13 protein-coding genes are annotated in these 15,873 nt (G+C 51.3%); 9 read left to right on the plus strand and 4 right to left on the minus strand.

Features of this window, described 5'->3' with window-relative positions; genetic code table 11:
• The first annotated feature begins 34 nt into the window (after window positions 1-34).
• From JI741_RS29510 to JI741_RS29525, 4 genes are all read left to right on the plus strand, one after another.
• Window positions 35-739, plus strand: a complete 705-nt coding sequence (locus JI741_RS29510) for an SDR family NAD(P)-dependent oxidoreductase (RefSeq protein ID WP_202015832.1) — start codon at window positions 35-37, stop codon at window positions 737-739.
• A 33-nt stretch (window positions 740-772) separates the two neighbouring features.
• Window positions 773-1,243 carry a macro domain-containing protein gene (locus tag JI741_RS29515; RefSeq protein WP_202015833.1) on the plus strand — a complete coding sequence of 157 codons (471 nt, stop codon included), beginning with the start codon at window positions 773-775 and terminating at the stop codon, window positions 1,241-1,243.
• A 312-nt stretch (window positions 1,244-1,555) separates the two neighbouring features.
• On the plus strand, window positions 1,556-2,191 hold the full coding sequence (locus JI741_RS29520; protein WP_202015834.1) for an energy transducer TonB: 636 nt from the start codon (window positions 1,556-1,558) through the stop codon (window positions 2,189-2,191).
• Between the two features lie 256 nt (window positions 2,192-2,447).
• Entirely contained in the window at window positions 2,448-2,885 is a 438-nt protein-coding gene (locus tag JI741_RS29525) for a hypothetical protein (protein WP_202015835.1), read from the plus strand.
• Window positions 2,886-2,928: 43 nt separating this feature from the next.
• Here the strand turns inward: JI741_RS29525 and JI741_RS29530 are convergent, their stop codons facing one another.
• The 3 genes from JI741_RS29530 to JI741_RS29540 form a co-directional block, all read right to left on the minus strand.
• Window positions 2,929-3,258 carry a helix-hairpin-helix domain-containing protein gene (locus tag JI741_RS29530; RefSeq protein WP_202015836.1) on the minus strand — a complete coding sequence of 110 codons (330 nt, stop codon included), beginning with the start codon at window positions 3,256-3,258 and terminating at the stop codon, window positions 2,929-2,931.
• A gap of 15 nt (window positions 3,259-3,273) precedes the next feature.
• Complete coding sequence (locus tag JI741_RS29535) at window positions 3,274-3,663, minus strand: VOC family protein (protein ID WP_202015837.1); 390 nt, start codon at window positions 3,661-3,663, stop codon at window positions 3,274-3,276.
• A gap of 109 nt (window positions 3,664-3,772) precedes the next feature.
• Window positions 3,773-4,501 (minus strand): helix-turn-helix transcriptional regulator, encoded by a 729-nt coding sequence (locus tag JI741_RS29540; protein ID WP_202015839.1) that lies wholly within the window; start codon window positions 4,499-4,501, stop codon window positions 3,773-3,775.
• A gap of 265 nt (window positions 4,502-4,766) precedes the next feature.
• On the opposite strand from JI741_RS29540, the gene JI741_RS29545 reads away from it, so the two are divergent.
• Together JI741_RS29545 and JI741_RS29550 are read left to right on the plus strand one after the other, a co-directional pair.
• A complete protein-coding gene (locus tag JI741_RS29545) occupies window positions 4,767-6,128 on the plus strand; it encodes a glucuronyl esterase domain-containing protein (RefSeq protein WP_202015841.1) in 1,362 nt (453 codons plus the stop codon).
• A gap of 245 nt (window positions 6,129-6,373) precedes the next feature.
• The gene (locus JI741_RS29550; RefSeq protein ID WP_202015842.1) at window positions 6,374-8,809 is read left to right on the plus strand and encodes an ABC transporter permease; all 2,436 of its coding nucleotides are present in this window, start codon (window positions 6,374-6,376) and stop codon (window positions 8,807-8,809) included.
• Between the two features lie 110 nt (window positions 8,810-8,919).
• Here the strand turns inward: JI741_RS29550 and JI741_RS29555 are convergent, their stop codons facing one another.
• On the minus strand, window positions 8,920-9,936 hold the full coding sequence (locus JI741_RS29555) for a zinc-binding alcohol dehydrogenase family protein (RefSeq protein WP_202015843.1): 1,017 nt from the start codon (window positions 9,934-9,936) through the stop codon (window positions 8,920-8,922).
• Between the two features lie 214 nt (window positions 9,937-10,150).
• On the opposite strand from JI741_RS29555, the gene JI741_RS29560 reads away from it, so the two are divergent.
• The 3 genes from JI741_RS29560 (at window position 10,151) to JI741_RS29570 (ending at window position 15,848) form a co-directional block, all read left to right on the plus strand.
• Window positions 10,151-11,197 (plus strand): LacI family DNA-binding transcriptional regulator, encoded by a 1,047-nt coding sequence (locus JI741_RS29560; protein ID WP_202015844.1) that lies wholly within the window; start codon window positions 10,151-10,153, stop codon window positions 11,195-11,197.
• Window positions 11,198-11,385: 188 nt separating this feature from the next.
• The gene (locus JI741_RS29565) at window positions 11,386-13,860 is read left to right on the plus strand and encodes a glycoside hydrolase family 95 protein (RefSeq protein ID WP_202015845.1); all 2,475 of its coding nucleotides are present in this window, start codon (window positions 11,386-11,388) and stop codon (window positions 13,858-13,860) included.
• A complete protein-coding gene (locus JI741_RS29570) occupies window positions 13,860-15,848 on the plus strand; it encodes an alpha-L-arabinofuranosidase family protein (protein WP_202015846.1) in 1,989 nt (662 codons plus the stop codon). Before JI741_RS29565 ends, JI741_RS29570 begins: the two co-directional genes overlap by 1 nt.
• Window positions 15,849-15,873: the final 25 nt, after the last annotated feature.

A 15,873-nucleotide genomic window follows, 5' to 3' on the forward strand; every position in this document is an offset into this window, starting at 1 on the left:
CGAAAGATACCCAAAAATCTAACATTTAACGTTCATGAACAAACTCATCGTGGTGACCGGCGGCACGCGGGGAATAGGCCGGGCCGTGATCGAAACGTTTGCCCGTCAGGGTTTTGACGTGGCCACCTGCGCGCGTCAGCAACCGGCGCTCGACCAACTGAAACGCGACGTCGAACAAGCCCATGGTGTGACGGTCTATACGCAGCCGGCCGACCTGGCCGACCGGGCACAAGTGAAATCGTTCAGCGCATTTATCAATGCCCTGCAGCGTCCTGTGGATGTGCTGGTAAACAACGCCGGCTTCTTCGTTCCGGGCCAGATCATTGCCGAGCCCGATGGCGTGCTCGAGAGCATGATCAACGCCAACCTCTACAGTGCCTACAACATGACACGCGGATTGATCGGCAACATGCAGCAACACGCATCGGGGCACATCTTCAACCTGTGTTCCATAGCCAGCTTCATGGCCTATCCGAATGGTGGGTCGTATGCCATTTCGAAATTTGCCCTGCTGGGATTTTCGAAATGCCTGCGCGAAGAACTGAAAACCACGGGCATCCGCGTCACGGCCATCATGCCCGGTGCCACCCGCACAGAGAGCTGGGATGGAACATCGTTGCCGGACGAACGCTTCATGAAATCGGAAGATGTGGCCGAGGCGATTTATTCGGCCTATGCTCTGTCGGGACGGAGCGTGGTGGAAGAGATTATTATCCGGCCACAGTTGGGCGATTTGTAAAGTGATTTTGGAAATGGAACGTTTGAATTGAACATGGAAATCAACTATCGAAAAGGCGATGCCACGAGCCCGGTGGGCGATGGCAACAAAATAATTGTTCACGTTTGCAACGACATTGGCGGATGGGGCAAGAGTTTCGTGATGGCGTTGTCGAACCGCTGGAAAGAACCCGAAGCCGAATACCGGCAATGGGCAAAGCGCGGCGAGAATTTTGCGCTGGGTCAGGTGCAATTTGTATCGGTGGAACCCAACGTTTGGGTAGCGAATGTGATTGGTCAGCGCGATGTGAGAAAAGACAGCGAAGGCAATCCACCCGTGCGCTATGAAGCGATCGGTGCGGGCCTTCAAAAGGTGGCAGACTTTGCCAAAGCACACGCAGCGTCGGTGCACATGCCGAGAATTGGCTGTGGCCTGGCTGGCGGAACGTGGGATAGGATGGAGCCTGTGATTCGTGAGGCGCTGAGTGATGCTGGTGTGGAGGTTGTGGTGTATGATTTTGAATGAGATCATCTTCAAGCGTCTGGGCGGAAAGGCCGTTGGCAAAAAGCGAAGTTTTGTTGTCGCGTTAGGCTAATTAAAATTATTTGGAGAGAAATTGTGACGACGGCACAGTTTTGACGTTATATCCCGACATGATATTTTTCGTATGAAAACAAATTCGCTGATAGAAACGCCTTGCACCGAAGACTGGAATAAAATGAAAATCGGATTGGCGTCCCGGCACTGCGAAAGCTGTTGCAAAGACGTTTACGATTTCACTGCCATGGAGCGGGAGGAGATCATTCTTCATCTTATCAAAAATGCGGGGAGCAGGGTTTGTGGTCGTGTTCGGAAAGTTCACGTCGCTATAGCTACCAGGAGTTGAGCATCACCATCGATAGTTTGCTTGAGAAGAACAAGAATACAAACCTGGCATTCTACATTCTAACCATTGGAAGCTTGATGCTATCGGGGTGTGATGATCGAAATGAGAAGCGCATCGCCGCCGTTGCACAGGCGTCACAGCAACCGGTTAAGGCCGATAACGAAACACGGCCTCAATCATGCGCTAAGGATTCGGTGCTCGTTCGGGAGACGGAGGAAACTATGCTCGTAGGGATGATGACGGTGGTGCCCGAAGACGAAAATACAGATGAGCCCAGAACATTTGTAATGCAGATGCCCGAGTTTAAGGGTGGCATGGAAGCGTTGAATCACTTCATTCAATCCAATTTGAAATATCCGGAATGGGAACGCAAGAATGGAATTGAGGGAAACGTGTTTGTTTCGTTTGTCATAGAACGTAGCGGAAAAATATCGGACGCCAAAATAATAAAATCAGTCGCAGGCTCAAGAGGCTTTGATGCGGAGGTGTTGAGCGTCATTTCCAAAATGCCGCCATGGACACCTGGAGTTGACTATGGCAGAAAGGTTGCTGTGCGGTATGTATTGCCCATGAAGTTTGCGCTGTAGTATTTTTTTTCGAGGCTTCAATTTTTCGATGGATGTGAAATGAACGAATCGGAAAAGATGAGTGGAAATATTTCAGGATTTCGCTTTGTGTGTTTGTTCTCCATGATGGTGCTATGCTTCAGCATGCACGCGCAGGAACAAACCTGCAGTAATAAGACTCGATTCAATTGTTTAAAGATACTTAGGTAAGATAACCTCGGTTGACATTGGTGGCATGTTATTTGATTCTTGGTAACTCAATCCATTCAAGATCCAGATGCAAATTAGATTTCTCGCCGCTTTTGTTTTGTTGTTCTTTTTTTATGCATCGCATGCACAGGAAGGAGAAATTCTTGTTGATGGCGTTGCATTAGATCTTCGAGAACCTATGACCTCTTGTTTTCAATTCGCGCCGTTCAAGGCAAAACTAACTGGAGAAGGTGAAAAATATTTGGATACGTTTGCCCATTTTTATGAGGGGCAGACGGCAAAAAGCAACCAGACTATCGTTTTCGACCTTGGTGTTTCGCAGGAGGAAAGACAGCAACATCCAGACCTTGTGATGCGGCGGGCAAAGGCTGTGCGTCGCTATTTGTGGAGGAAAAATAAAATCAACTTGTTAGCGTTTAGAGTACGGATCATCGAAAAGATGACCACGACTTGCTATGCATATATCGGAGCCGAGCCCCGAGGCGAAAGACGGAAACTCAAGTGAGTGATCGTTGTGTTTTTTCGTCGCGTTGTGAAACGATGTGCACCTATCCTTCCAAACTTTTTCGAATCTCCGCATCCTTCTCCACACTATTCATCTTCTTCTTATCCATCCAATTCCACCACTTTAATTTCTCCGGGTCCTGTTTCTTATTCACCGTGTTGGCATAATACACGGCGCAACGAAACGTATAGAGCATGCAGATGTCCTGCACCTGGCCTTTTTCGTCGTTGTGTAATACGTAGAGGGCTTCAGGATTTTGGCCTTTCAGATCGGCCACCGATGTGATGCCCATGCGCCACAAATCGCCGGCCACTGCTTTGCCCACGCCCGGAATTTGTTGGAGTTCTTTGAGTGCTGTTTTCTTGTCGTTCATTGCCTGAAAAACTTTCTATTCCATCGGTGTGCAAATCTCAACCAGAAATCCGTCAAGGTCGCGCACATAGGCCACGGTTTGGCCGTGCGATTTCTCGGCCGTTTTGGCGACCAGCGTTGCGCCTGCTTTGAGGGCTTTCTGAAGAGTGCCTTCTACATCGGCTGTGGTGAAGCCGATTTCAAAGCCAAACGGTTTGTTGCCGGGGCTGCTCACTTCAAAAGGGTCGGCGAAGTTGCTTTGGGCTTGCGGGATGGAAGCGAACGACAGTGTGGTGGCACCCGTATTCAGTTCTCCGTAAGCATCGCCGACAATGAATTTGCGCGTGAGGTCAAAGGCTTTCTCGTAAAATTCAATCGACCGCGTAACGTCTTTCACATAGAGAATGGTATAGCCGAAGTGTATCATAAAAGTTTATTGTTTTAGTGAAGAACATCCCTGTCAAAGATGTTCGTGAGCTGTGCTGCAAAGGTGGCAAAGTACGTTAAAAGTCGCTTCGTAAAAATCCGACAAAATTTTAGCGGATTTCAGACAGGGTGAGGCCGGTGTATTGCTTCACGTCTTTCAGCAGGTGCGTGTGATCGTAGTAGCCGGTGTCGAACGCCACTTGTGCGAAAGTGGATTGGGGTGACGTCTTGATCTTAGCGAGGGCGTTCTGGAAGCGAACCTGCTTACAAAGTTCTTTCACGGTGCAGCCTGCGTGTTGCTGAAAATAGCGCTCGATGCTTCGTTCCGTTACATAGTGCTGTTGAGCAAGCTGCTGAATGGAAATGTTCCCGCCCGCGGCATGGATGGTGTCGATCACCGCCGGCCATCGGCCGCTGTCGAGATGCAGGCGTTGAAGAAAAAAAGTATTCAGTTTCTGAAGAGAGGCGGGTGTCACGTCGTGAATCTCCGGAAGCTTGAGCTCGTGTTCACTGAGAAACAACGATTCGTCGGATGTTCCTTTGAGGGGCATGCCGGTGAGTGTGGAGATGCCAAAGGGTTTGAAACGAATGCCGAGTAGGTGTGCGGCGGGAGCGACGCGAATTTGTTTGAAGCGGGTCATGATGCCTACCAGGTAGCGTTGTCCGTGGCGGAACACTTCATCGCCGCCTTCAACACTTGCGCCGAGGTTAAAGATGATGTCGGAGCAGCCGTCGGAGAAGATGGTGTTGGTTTGGGGTGCATCACCGTTTTGCATCGTCCAGTAACACACGATGTGCGGACGGAGCAAAGGGTGCGGTTCGAATTCGCGGTAATGCATGGCCGCAAGATAAATCTTTTTGGAAAGATGTCCGGCATGAACGGACCGACCGAATTTGGTCGCCGACCATGGGGCACCGTCATACGACCATCAAAATGACCGGCAATGTAATTTTTAGGTGAACTGTGGTGAGATAGCGTCAAATTCATAGACCCCTTCTTAGGGTTCAAAGCCTGTTCCGTCGTCTTTTCATACGATAGCGGCGCGCTCTTTTGAGTGCTCTGCTCACAGGTTTCTTCACAATCAACAACCGAAAACGATACGTATGAAAATAGTTGCCAGCTTCTTGTTAACGATGTGCATGCTCGATGTGTGTGCGCAATGGAAACTCACGCCCGCACAAGCCGCGCGGCGCGACAGCATCAACCGCATCACAGAACAAGACTATCGTCAGATGCTCGGCCAACTACACATCGATTCCACACGGCGCGGGCCGTCGGGCAACCCGCAGGCTCCCAACGCCGCCAATGTGGACGAAGCCAAGGCCACACCCTATACCACGCTTCCTGATCCGCTGATTTTTAAGAATGGAAAGAAAGTGACCACGCCAGCCCTTTGGCAAAAACGTCGTGCCGAGATTGTAGAGGATTTTGATCGGGAAGTATATGGCCGCATGCCAACGCATGTGCCAAAGGTGCGTTGGGAAGTGGTGAGCACCGTGAATGAAACGGTGGGCGGTGTTGCCGCCATCACAAAGAAGGTGGTGGGCCATGTTGACAATGCGTCGTACCCCGCATTAAGTGTAGCCATCGATCTCACGGTGACCACACCCGCCGAATCCAAAGGTCCTGTGCCGTTGATGATGGAATTCAGTTTCATTTTTCCGCCGGGCTTTCAGCCGCCACCTCCGCCGCCGGGAACACCCGTGGTGGTGGACTGGAAACAGCAAGTGTTAGAGAAGGGCTGGGGCTATGCCGTGCTCATCCCCACAAGCTATCAGGCCGACAACGGCGCCGGCCTCACGCAGGGCATCATCGGGTTGACCAACCAAGGCCAGCCGCGCAAGCCCGACGATTGGGGAGCCCTTCGCGCGTGGGCCTGGGGTGCCAGCCGCGCGCTCGACTATCTGGAGACGGACAAGGCCGTGGATGCAAAACAAGTGGGCATTGAAGGGCTTTCGCGCTATGGTAAAGCCACGATTGTGACCATGGCCTACGACCCGCGGTTTGTCATCGCCTTTGTGGGATCGTCGGGAGCGGGAGGAACAAAAATATTGCGTCGTGTTTTTGGCGAACAGGTCGAGAACCTGGCCGGCTCGGGCGAGTATCATTGGTTTGCCGGCAACTTCATTAAGTACGCTGGCCCGCTCACGCCCAACGACCTGCCTGTGGATGCACACGAGCTTGTGGCGCTGTGTGCCCCGCGGCCGGTGTTCATCAGTGTGGGGTCTCCCACGGTGGAGGGGCAGTGGGTGGATGCCCGTGGAATGTTTCTGACGGGCGTACATGCCGGACCGGTTTATACGTTGTTAGGGAAGAAAGACCTGGGAACGCTCGTCTTTCCCCCGCAGGAAACCGGGTTGCTCAGTGGCGAGCTGGCGTTTCGTCAACACGCTGGCGGGCACACCACGGCGCCCAACTGGGCCACATTTTTGAGATATGCCGATCGTTATGTGAAGAAGAAGTAGGCAGAGGTGGGCACTCAACGTATCGGCTGCGTTTACTTTTGTGATTCCCCGATGGCCGGCCGTAACCTTTGGGCAAATGCCGAGTATTTGATGGAGTTGCTGTTCTGTCCACTACAGGAAATCGCAGGTTGAATCCGGAATAGCGACAATTCGATTCTTCCGGTTCCCTCGATCCGTTTGTTAAAACTTAATTTGAGAAACCGACATCGTTAAGACGTGACCATGCCCCTAAACAAAATACCCTTATGCTGAAAAACTTCTTCACACTGGCCATCCGAAACTTGCTAAAGCGCAAACTGTATTCGTTCATCAACATTTTTGGTCTTGCCATTGGCGTGGCCGTGTGTTTGGTGATTTTGAAGTATGTTGAGTTTGAGTTGAGCTACGACAACTATCACACCAACGCTCCCAACGTCTACCGCACCACCACCTCGTCCTATCGCGCCGGCGAATATCGTGGCACCGGCGTCATCTCCGGCTATGCGCAGGGGCCGTCGTTGTTGAGCGACATTCCCGAAGTGAAGCGTTACATCCGAACGCACCCCATGTATGGCGGCGCCGTGGTGAGCTACAAACGCGACAGCGGCGACCCGTCAACGTTTCACGAAGAGCAAATGCAGTTTGTTGATTCCACGTTTCTCGACGTGTTCACCTGCACGGCCCTGGAAGGCGATCTGAACACAGCCCTCGACAAACCTGCATCGGTTGTGATCACCAAAAAGATGGCGGAAAAATATTTCAAGAAGGGTGAAGAACCGTTGGGAAAAATATTGAAAGTGTCGGGCGGATGGGCCGACGGCGAGTATGAAGTGACGGCCGTGATCAACGACGTGCCGGGCAATTCGCACTTCCTGTTCGAGTTTCTTTTTCCCATACACAACCTCTTGCTCAACGGACAATACAAACAGGACAACGGCTGGGGCTGGAACAATTTTGTGACCTACGTTGAATTGCATGCTCACACCAACGCCCAACAAGTGGAAGCGAAATTGCCCGCATTCATCGATAAATATCAGGGCAAAGACCTGGCGGAATCCAACAGCAAAAATGTGCTGAAGCTTCAACCGATCCGCGACATTCATTTGAATCCCGGTTTGGATTTTGAATCCAGTGCCACGGTGAGCGTGAACACGATTTACTTCTTTTTGGTGATTGCCATTTTTGTGATGACCATTGCGTGGATCAACTACATCAACCTGTCGACGGCGCGGGCCATGGAACGTGCCCGTGAAGTGGGCATCAAAAAATCGGTGGGCGCGCATCGCCGCCAATTGATCTATCAGTTTATTTTTGAATCCGTGTTGGTAAATTTTATCGGGGTGGTCATTGCCACGCTTATGGCCATCGGCTTGTTGCCGCTGCTGGGCGAACTGGTGGGCAAGAATCTGGTGTTTGATTTTGGTGACTACCGTTTCTGGGCGGTGCTAACGAGTTTGTTCCTGTTTGGCTCTTTGGTGTCGGGACTTTATCCGGCCATTGTGCTGTCGTCGTTCAACATCACCGAAGTATTGAAAGGAAAATCGGAGCGCGCCAAAGGCGGCTTCTCGCTGCGCAAGGTGTTGGTGGTGTTTCAGTTTGCCTCGTCGCTGGTGCTCATCGCGGGCACCTTCGCCATCTATCGCCAGATGATGTTCATGAAAAATCAGGACAAGGGTTTGACGATGGACCAGATGCTGGTGGTGAATGGCCCCAGCGTGGTGGAACAAAACACGGTGCGTGAGCGACTGAAGTCCCTCAAAAATCAATTGAAAGAATTGCCCGGTGTGCTAAACGTTGCCACCTCTGCTTCTATTCCCGGAGCAGGGCACAACTGGGGCACCGGCATGCGCCGCGACGGCACGCAACAGGAAGAAAGCAAAGACGGCAAGATCGTTTGGATTGATCCCGACTTTATAGATACCTATGGCATCACGTTGCTGGCCGGCAAAAAATTTGACCCGACCATCAGCTCCGGTATGCGGGCGGTGCTCATCAACGAAGCTGCCCTCAAAACATTTGGCCTTGGCACCGCCGAAGAGGCCATCGAAAAGCGCATGATCATTGGTGGCGACACCACCGAGATTTTGGGTGTACTAAAAAATTATCATTGGGCCTCGTTGAAGACCGAACACACGCCGTGGCTGTTCAAGGCCGACACCATTTCCGGAAAGTACTACACCATACACATCAACAGCGCCAATATGCAAACCACGGTCGCCAAGATTGAGTCACTCTATAAGGAAGCGTTTCCCGGAAATCCTTTTGATTATTATTTCCTCGACGATTTCTTCAACTCTCAATACAAAGGCGAGCAGCAGTTTGGTAAAGTGTTCAGTTTGTTTTCCATGCTGGCCATTGTCATTGCGTGTTTGGGATTGTGGGGATTGGCATCGTTCACCACGGCGCAGAAGCTGAAAGAGATTGGCATACGCAAAGTGCTGGGTGCTTCGGTGGGCAGCATCATGTCGTTGTTGTCGTGGCAGTTTTTCAAGCTGGTGCTCATTGCCAGTGTCATTGCTATACCGCTCACGTGGTATGGCATCAGTGTGTGGCTTGGTGGTTTTGCTTTCCGCATCGGGCTGCAATGGGATTTGTTTGTGGTGCCGGTTTTGATACTCAGCATCATTGCCCTGGGCACGGTTAGCCTTCAGATCTTCCGTGGGGCAAACATTAATCCTGCAAAGATCTTAAGGACGGAATAAAGAAAGTCTCATTCATGCATGGTGACGTGACGTCACTATAAAACAGAAAGTAGCGCCCCTTTTGGAAGCGCTACTTTTGTTTTGATCCTATTGTCAACGTTTGGGTTTTATCAATTCCACGTTGTCATCACTTTGATTTCTTTGGAGTCCGCACTTGTCCACGCGTTAAACCCGGTGGGGATGGATTCAAAGTTCACACGTTTGGTGATATAGGCTTGTGTGTTGAATTTTTTCTCGCGCAGCACCTTCATCACAAACTGAAAATCTTCGAGCGTGGCATTGCGGCTGCACATGAGCGTGGTTTCCTTGGCGTGGATGGACGGATGATGAAAGGCCAGTTCTCCTTTTGTCAGCCCCACAAGAATGTAATTGCCGCCATGGCGCATATAGTGTATGCCGTTTTCAATGGCTTGCTTGTTTCCCGTGGCATCAAACACGGAATGGACTAGGTTGCCGTGTGTCAGTTCTTTAATTTTTTCAACGGGTTCCTGCAGGGCATGAATGAAATGGTCTGCTTGAAACTGTGACTTCGCGATCTCCAATCGTGTTTCGTTCACGTCGATCACAAACACGGTGGCGCCGATGTATTTTGCCAGCTGAATAATGCCCAGCCCGATAGGCCCGCAGCCCATCACAACAATGCTATCGCCCGCTTTGGTTTGGGCACGACGCAAGGCATGTGCACCGATGGCCAACGGTTCGATGATGGCAATCTCATCCAGATCAAATTCATTTGCGGGCAACAACAAGCGCGAGGGAATGGATATAAATTCCTGCATGCCGCCGTCGGTGTGAACACCCAACACCTGGATGCGTTGACAGCAATTTGTTTTGCCCGCCAGGCACGCCACGCATGAACCACAATTCACATACGGAATGATGGCTACTTTATCGCCGGCGCGCAATCCCTGTGGGTTATTTTCAATCTCCACCACCTCGGCAGCCAGCTCGTGACCCAAAATTCTTGGATACGAGAAGAAAGGTTGATTACCCTTGAAGGCATGCAGATCGGTGCCACAAATGCCCACACGATTCACCTTCAAAAGCGCATTTCCGTTTTCGAAACCTGGTTTTTCTTTTGTTCCGCTTGAAAGTTGCTCAGGATTTTGGCAAATAATGTATTTCATACACTTTTTTATATATTTGGTTGTTCAAACGTTTGAACAAAAGTATTCAACCGAACGGCATTAACCAAACCACTGTGGTATGAAAGGTTTTTTGCCAGATCCTCTAACGTTGTGTTGCGTGGTGAATTTCCTGGCGTCCTCAAAAAATGAGACGACGCTTATGTAAAATATTGATAACGAACTGTTTGAACTTGTTCAAACGTTTGAATAAGATATGAAGAAAAAGGCTACCATAGTAGACATTGCAAACAAGCTGGGCATCACACCGTCGGCCGTTTCGAAGGCACTTAGCGGCCACCCGCGCATTAGCGACGAAACAAAGCTGGCGGTGATCGCGGCGGCCAAAGCGCTGGAATACACGCCCAACCATATGGCTATGGGGCTTCGCAAAGGAACGAGCGGGCTGATTGGCATTTTGGTGCCGGCCATTCACTACAGCTTTTTTGCCACCGCCATAAAAGGCGCCGAAGAGGTGTTGAGTCAGGCGGGTTATAACGTCATCATTGCCCAATCGAAAGACAACGCGGCGCTGGAGCGGAAACAACTTGAAGGATTGGTGAGAGCACAAGTGGAAGGGATCATTGCATCGATGGCTATCGAAACAAAAGACTTTAGCTTTTACCAAGAGCTTTCGTTCGACATACCACTGGTGCTCTTTGACCGCACGTTCGAAGACGACAATGTGAGCACGGTGATTGTCGATGATTTTGCAGGCGCGGTGAAAGCTGTGGATCACCTGGTGGAGATGGGCTACAGCCGCATTGCACACCTGGGAGGCTATGCGCACATTCTTCCGTTTGGAAAACGCATTGAAGGCTATAAGAGTGCCCTGGCAAAACATGGGCTTCCGTTTCGAAAAGAATATTTGTTTCAATGCGCCCCCAACAAAGACGAAGGCGCACAGGCAACGGAGCGACTGTTGCAACTGCCCGAACCACCCGATGCTATTTTTGCCGCCAGCGACTACCTGGCCTTTGGCGCCATCAAGGCCGCAAAAAAACAGGGCCTTCATGTTCCCGATGATTTGGGGCTGGTGGGCTTTAGCAACGAAGAGTTTTCGGCGCAAGTGTCGCCGTCGATCACCAGTGTCGATCAGTTCAGTGAGGCGATGGGGGCATCGGCTGCAGAGTTGCTGGTCCGGCAGATGCGCGAAGGAAAAGGAGGGAAGGAGTTTATTGCGCAAAAGCGGATTTTGTCGCCCAAGCTCATTGCACGCGAGTCGTCGCTTCGAAAGGTGAAGACAACCCTTCACACCCCCTAACATCACACACTCATGCAAAGCAGACTCATCTACGCTTATGATCTATCGGCCGGTCTTCGCACCGTCCAACACAGCGCCGGAGGCCACAACATGGAATTCTGCAAGCAGGACTGTTATCATTTCACACAGCGAATCTTTTTAAATAATTTTTATCCCGATGCAACGGTGCACGGGGCTATCTTTAGTCTATGATAAAACCTTACCCGACTCTCGTCAAGTACTTTTCTAAAAGTGTTCTTGTTGCGCTGGCGTGGCTATGTACCACCGGCGCCTTTGCGCAGTCCGATCTCAAACTGTGGTATGACGCCCCGGCCCGAAACTGGAACGAGGCGTTGCCCATTGGCAATGGCCGTTTGGGAGCAATGGTGTTTGGCACCGTGAAGGAAGAGCGCATTCAACTAAATGAAGCAACCCTCTGGTCGGGCGGCCCTGTTAACACAAATCCCAATCCGGCGGCGCCAACCTACATAGACGACATTCGCAAGGCGTTGTTCAGTGAAGACTACAAACGCGCCGAAGAGCTTACGAAAAAAGTGCAGGGACTTTTCACGGAATCGTATGAGCCCCTGGGCGATTTGATTCTCAAATACAATGTAGAAGGAGAACCAACTGCTTATTATCGTGACCTCGACATCTCCAATGCCATCGCCACCACATCATTCACCGCGAATGGCGTAAAGTATACACGCGAGGTGTTGTCGTCTGCGCCACAGCAAATCATCATCATGCACCTCACGGCCAGCCAGAAAGGTGCATTGAATTTTGAGGTGGGCACCGAAAGCCCGTTGTTCTATACCAATGAAAGCATGGGCACAAACGAGTGGGCCATGCATGGACGTGCCCCGTCGCACACCGATCCAAGCTATATGCAAACCATGGAGCAGGCTGTGATCTATAACGATCCGGAACATTGTCGTGGCATGCGCTTCGAGCTTCGCGTTAAGGTGAAGAACCTGGATGGCGAAGTGCGTTCCTCACCAACGGGCATTGTGGTGCGCAACGCCAGCGATGTTGTGTTATATGTGTCTGCAGCCACGAGCTTCAACGGCTTTGATAAATGTCCGGACAAAGAAGGAAAAGACGAGCGTAAACTTGCGGAAGAGTATTTGAATAAGGCATGGCCGTTAACGCTAGAGCAAATAAAGGCCAGTCACCGTCAGGATTATCATAGCTATTTTAATCGTGTGAGCCTCGTGCTCAACAACAATCCCGCGGTGACATTGCCCACTAACACGCGACTGGCAAAATATACCAAAGGCAATCCTGACCCGGCGTTGGAAGTGCTTTACTTTCAGTTTGCGCGCTACCTGCTGATCTCGTCGTCGCGAACCGCCGGTGTGCCGGCAAACCTGCAAGGCATTTGGAACAACCATGTGCGGCCACCGTGGAGCAGCAACTACACCACAAACATCAACACCGAGATGAACTATTGGATGGTGGAGTCGTGTAACCTGTCGGAGCTGCACGTGCCGCTGCTCGATCTTATTGAAAAACTGGCCATCACCGGCAAACAGACAGCAACCAATTTCTATCGCGCACCGGGATGGGTGTTGCACCACAACACCGACATCTGGGCGACAACCAATCCGGTGAGCGGAAGTCCGTCGTGGGCCAACTGGCCGGTGGGGAGCGCATGGCTTTGTCAACATTTATGGGAACACTATCAATTTACTGGCGATGTGGAATTCCTGAAGCAGGTGGCGTATCCGTTAATGAAGGATGCTGCCATCTTCAGTGCAAGCTGGCTGGTGGAGGATGGTCAGGGACATCTTGTGACGGCGCCATCAACATCGCCCGAAAATGAATTCGTTACCGACAAAGGCTTCAAGGGCAGCGTGTCGGTGGCAACAACGATGGACATGTCCATTATCCGCGACTTGTTCTCGAACACCATTGCCGCCACGCAGGTATTGGGAATTGACGACGATTTCCGCAAGACACTCGAAGACAAACACGCCAAACTTTTCCCGCTGCAGGTCGGCAAGAAAGGAAACCTGCAGGAGTGGTATAAAGACTGGGAAGATGCTGATGTGCACCATCGCCACATCTCGCATTTGTTTGGTCTGTTTCCCGGTCATGAGATCTCCCCCATAAAGACACCCGTGTTTGCCAATGCGGCACGCAAGACCCTGGAGCTTCGCGGCGACGGTGGCACAGGATGGTCGAAGGGCTGGAAGATCAATGTGTGGGCCCGGTTGTTAGACGGCAATCACGCACACAAATTAATCCGCGAGCAACTCACTCTCACCGGCGTTGAAGGAACAGACTATTCCAACTCGGGTGGCACCTATCCGAACTTGCTCGACGCGCACCCACCTTTTCAGATTGATGGAAATTTTGGCGGAGCGTCAGGCATAACAGAGATGCTGTTGCAAAGTCACGAGGGAACAGTGCATCTTCTGCCGGCATTACCCGACGTGTGGGCATCCGGAAAAGTGGAAGGCCTGAGAGCACGTGGCGGATTTGAAGTGACCGTAGAGTGGAGCAATCACAATCTCGCCACGGCGAATATCAAATCATTGAACGGCGGACGTTGCGCGGTTCGCACGGCGAAACCCATCAAGGTGCAGGGCGCTTCGGCAAAGTCGGAGAAGACGGCCTTCGGTTATGTGACCACGTTCGCGACACAAAAAGGAAGCATCTATAAAATCAAAGCAAACTAATGAAAACAACAGCAATGGCCCTGGCGCTCTCGGCGCTTTTCCTATCGGCAGGTCTTTCTGCGGACGCACAGTCCACGGTGTTGAAGGTGCAGGCAGGCCAGCCGAAAGCGGAAATACAATCCACCATGTGGGGAATATTTTTTGAAGACATCAACTTCGCCGCCGACGGTGGCATCTACGCGGAATTGATCAAGAACCGGTCGTTCGAGTTTTCGGATCCGTTGATGGGGTGGAAGCAATATGAGAGCGATCGTTTTTCGCGCAACAAACAATCGGGAAGCATCCTGATTATTAATCGCGTCCAAGAGAACGCAACTAATCCGCACGTTGCGCGGGTGAGTGTCAACACCGATAAAGCGTTTGTCATTTCCAATGAAGGTTTTCGCGGCATCGGCATCAAGAAGGACGCGCAGTATGATTTTTCCATCTGGGCCAGTCAGCAAGAGGGAAGTGAATCGAAATTGCTTTTCGAAGTGAACGCGCAGGGAAAAGTGATCGGGCAGGCTTCCGTTACGATTTCGGGGAAAGCATGGAAAAAATACACCGCCAGTTTCAAAGCCACAGACACAGCCGCCAAGGCCCAGGCCACCTTGCACTTCACAGGCAAGGGCGTGACCGACATCGACATGGTGTCGCTGTTTCCACAAGACACCTGGAAGCAACGCCCCGGCGGATTTCGTTCGGATCTGGTGCAACTGCTGGCCGACATGAAACCTGGCTTCATCCGTTTTCCCGGTGGCTGCATCGTGGAAGGATTTCACCTGAGCACACGCTATCAATGGAAAAAAACCATTGGCGCTCCCGAAGAACGCGAGAGCATGATCAACCGCTGGAACACCGAATTCAAACATCGTCTTGCGCCCGACTATTATCAGTCATTCGGCGTGGGCTTCTATGAATATTTTCAGTTGGCCGAAGACATTGGTGCATCGCCATTGCCGATCCTGAGTTGTGGCATGGCCTGTCAGTTCAACTCGGCAGAAGTGGCGCCGCTGGATGCGCTTGATCCTTATGTGCAGGATGCGTTGGACCTGATTGAATTTGCCAATGGCCCGATCGATTCTCCCTGGGGAAAAATACGCGCCACTATGGGCCACCCGGCCCCGTTCAACCTGAAGTTCATTGGCGTGGGCAATGAGCAGTGGGGCGAGCAGTATATTGAACGCTACAAAATTTTCACGGCGGCCATCAAATCAAAATATCCCGACATCAAAGTGGTATCGAGCGCCGGACCGTTTCCCGAAGGAGAGCTGTTTGCTTATGCATCGAACGAGTTGAAGACGTTGCATGCCGATATTGTAGATGAACACTACTACAACAATCCACAATGGTTTTTCAAAAACGCAGGCCGCTACGACAACTATGATCGCAGTGGACCAAAAATATTTGCCGGCGAATTTGCCGCGCAAAGTGTAGGCACCACCAGCCCCGAGAATAAAAACAACTGGCTTTGCGCATTGTCGGAGGCCGCCTTCATGACCGGCCTTGAACGCAACGCCGACATGGTGACGATGGCGTCGTATGCACCGCTCTTTGCCCACGCCGAAGGCTGGCAGTGGACACCCGACCTGATCTGGTTCGACAACCTGAATGCCTATGGAACCCCGAACTACTACGTGCAGAAGTTATTCAGCACCAACAAAGGAACAAACGTTTTGCCGGTGTTGCTCAACAACCAACCCGTAGAAGGTCAACAAGAGTTATATGCTTCGGCCGCGTGGGACAAGAACACGAAGGAAATTATTGTGAAGGTTGTCAATGCCGGCACGACGGCAACCAAGACCGAGTTTGTGTTGGAAGGATCAGGTAAATATGCAGCGACGGCAAAAAAGATCACACTGGTGAATGCAGACCCCAACGCCGTGAACAGCTTCGAAAGTCCAAAGCTGATTGCGCCGCAGGAAAGCACAACACCCGTGGCCGGAAAGAAAGTGAGTGTGTCGCTGGCGCCCCAGTCGTTTACCATTCTGAAAATACAAGTGAAATAGCATTTCCCGAACAACGTGGAGCATC

The organism is Chryseolinea lacunae (assembly GCF_016735595.1).
Classification (GTDB): Bacteria; Bacteroidota; Bacteroidia; order Cytophagales; family Cyclobacteriaceae; genus Chryseolinea; species Chryseolinea lacunae.

Bases quoted from the DNA above. Each gene is read 5' to 3' on its own strand.
- JI741_RS29555 (WP_202015843.1), bottom strand. From the start codon at position 9,936: ATGAAATACATTATTTGCCAAAATCCTGAGCAACTTTCAAGCGGAACA.
- JI741_RS29535 (WP_202015837.1), bottom strand. From the start codon at position 3,663: ATGATACACTTCGGCTATACCATTCTCTATGTGAAAGACGTTACGCGG.
- JI741_RS29570 (WP_202015846.1), top strand. From the start codon at position 13,860: ATGAAAACAACAGCAATGGCCCTGGCGCTCTCGGCGCTTTTCCTATCG.
- JI741_RS29545 (WP_202015841.1), top strand. From the start codon at position 4,767: ATGAAAATAGTTGCCAGCTTCTTGTTAACGATGTGCATGCTCGATGTG.
- JI741_RS29560 (WP_202015844.1), top strand. From the start codon at position 10,151: ATGAAGAAAAAGGCTACCATAGTAGACATTGCAAACAAGCTGGGCATC.
- JI741_RS29550 (WP_202015842.1), top strand. From the start codon at position 6,374: ATGCTGAAAAACTTCTTCACACTGGCCATCCGAAACTTGCTAAAGCGC.
- JI741_RS29530 (WP_202015836.1), bottom strand. From the start codon at position 3,258: ATGAACGACAAGAAAACAGCACTCAAAGAACTCCAACAAATTCCGGGC.
- JI741_RS29525 (WP_202015835.1), top strand. From the start codon at position 2,448: ATGCAAATTAGATTTCTCGCCGCTTTTGTTTTGTTGTTCTTTTTTTAT.
- JI741_RS29515 (WP_202015833.1), top strand. From the start codon at position 773: ATGGAAATCAACTATCGAAAAGGCGATGCCACGAGCCCGGTGGGCGAT.
- JI741_RS29565 (WP_202015845.1), top strand. From the start codon at position 11,386: ATGATAAAACCTTACCCGACTCTCGTCAAGTACTTTTCTAAAAGTGTT.
- JI741_RS29510 (WP_202015832.1), top strand. From the start codon at position 35: ATGAACAAACTCATCGTGGTGACCGGCGGCACGCGGGGAATAGGCCGG.
- JI741_RS29540 (WP_202015839.1), bottom strand. From the start codon at position 4,501: ATGCATTACCGCGAATTCGAACCGCACCCTTTGCTCCGTCCGCACATC.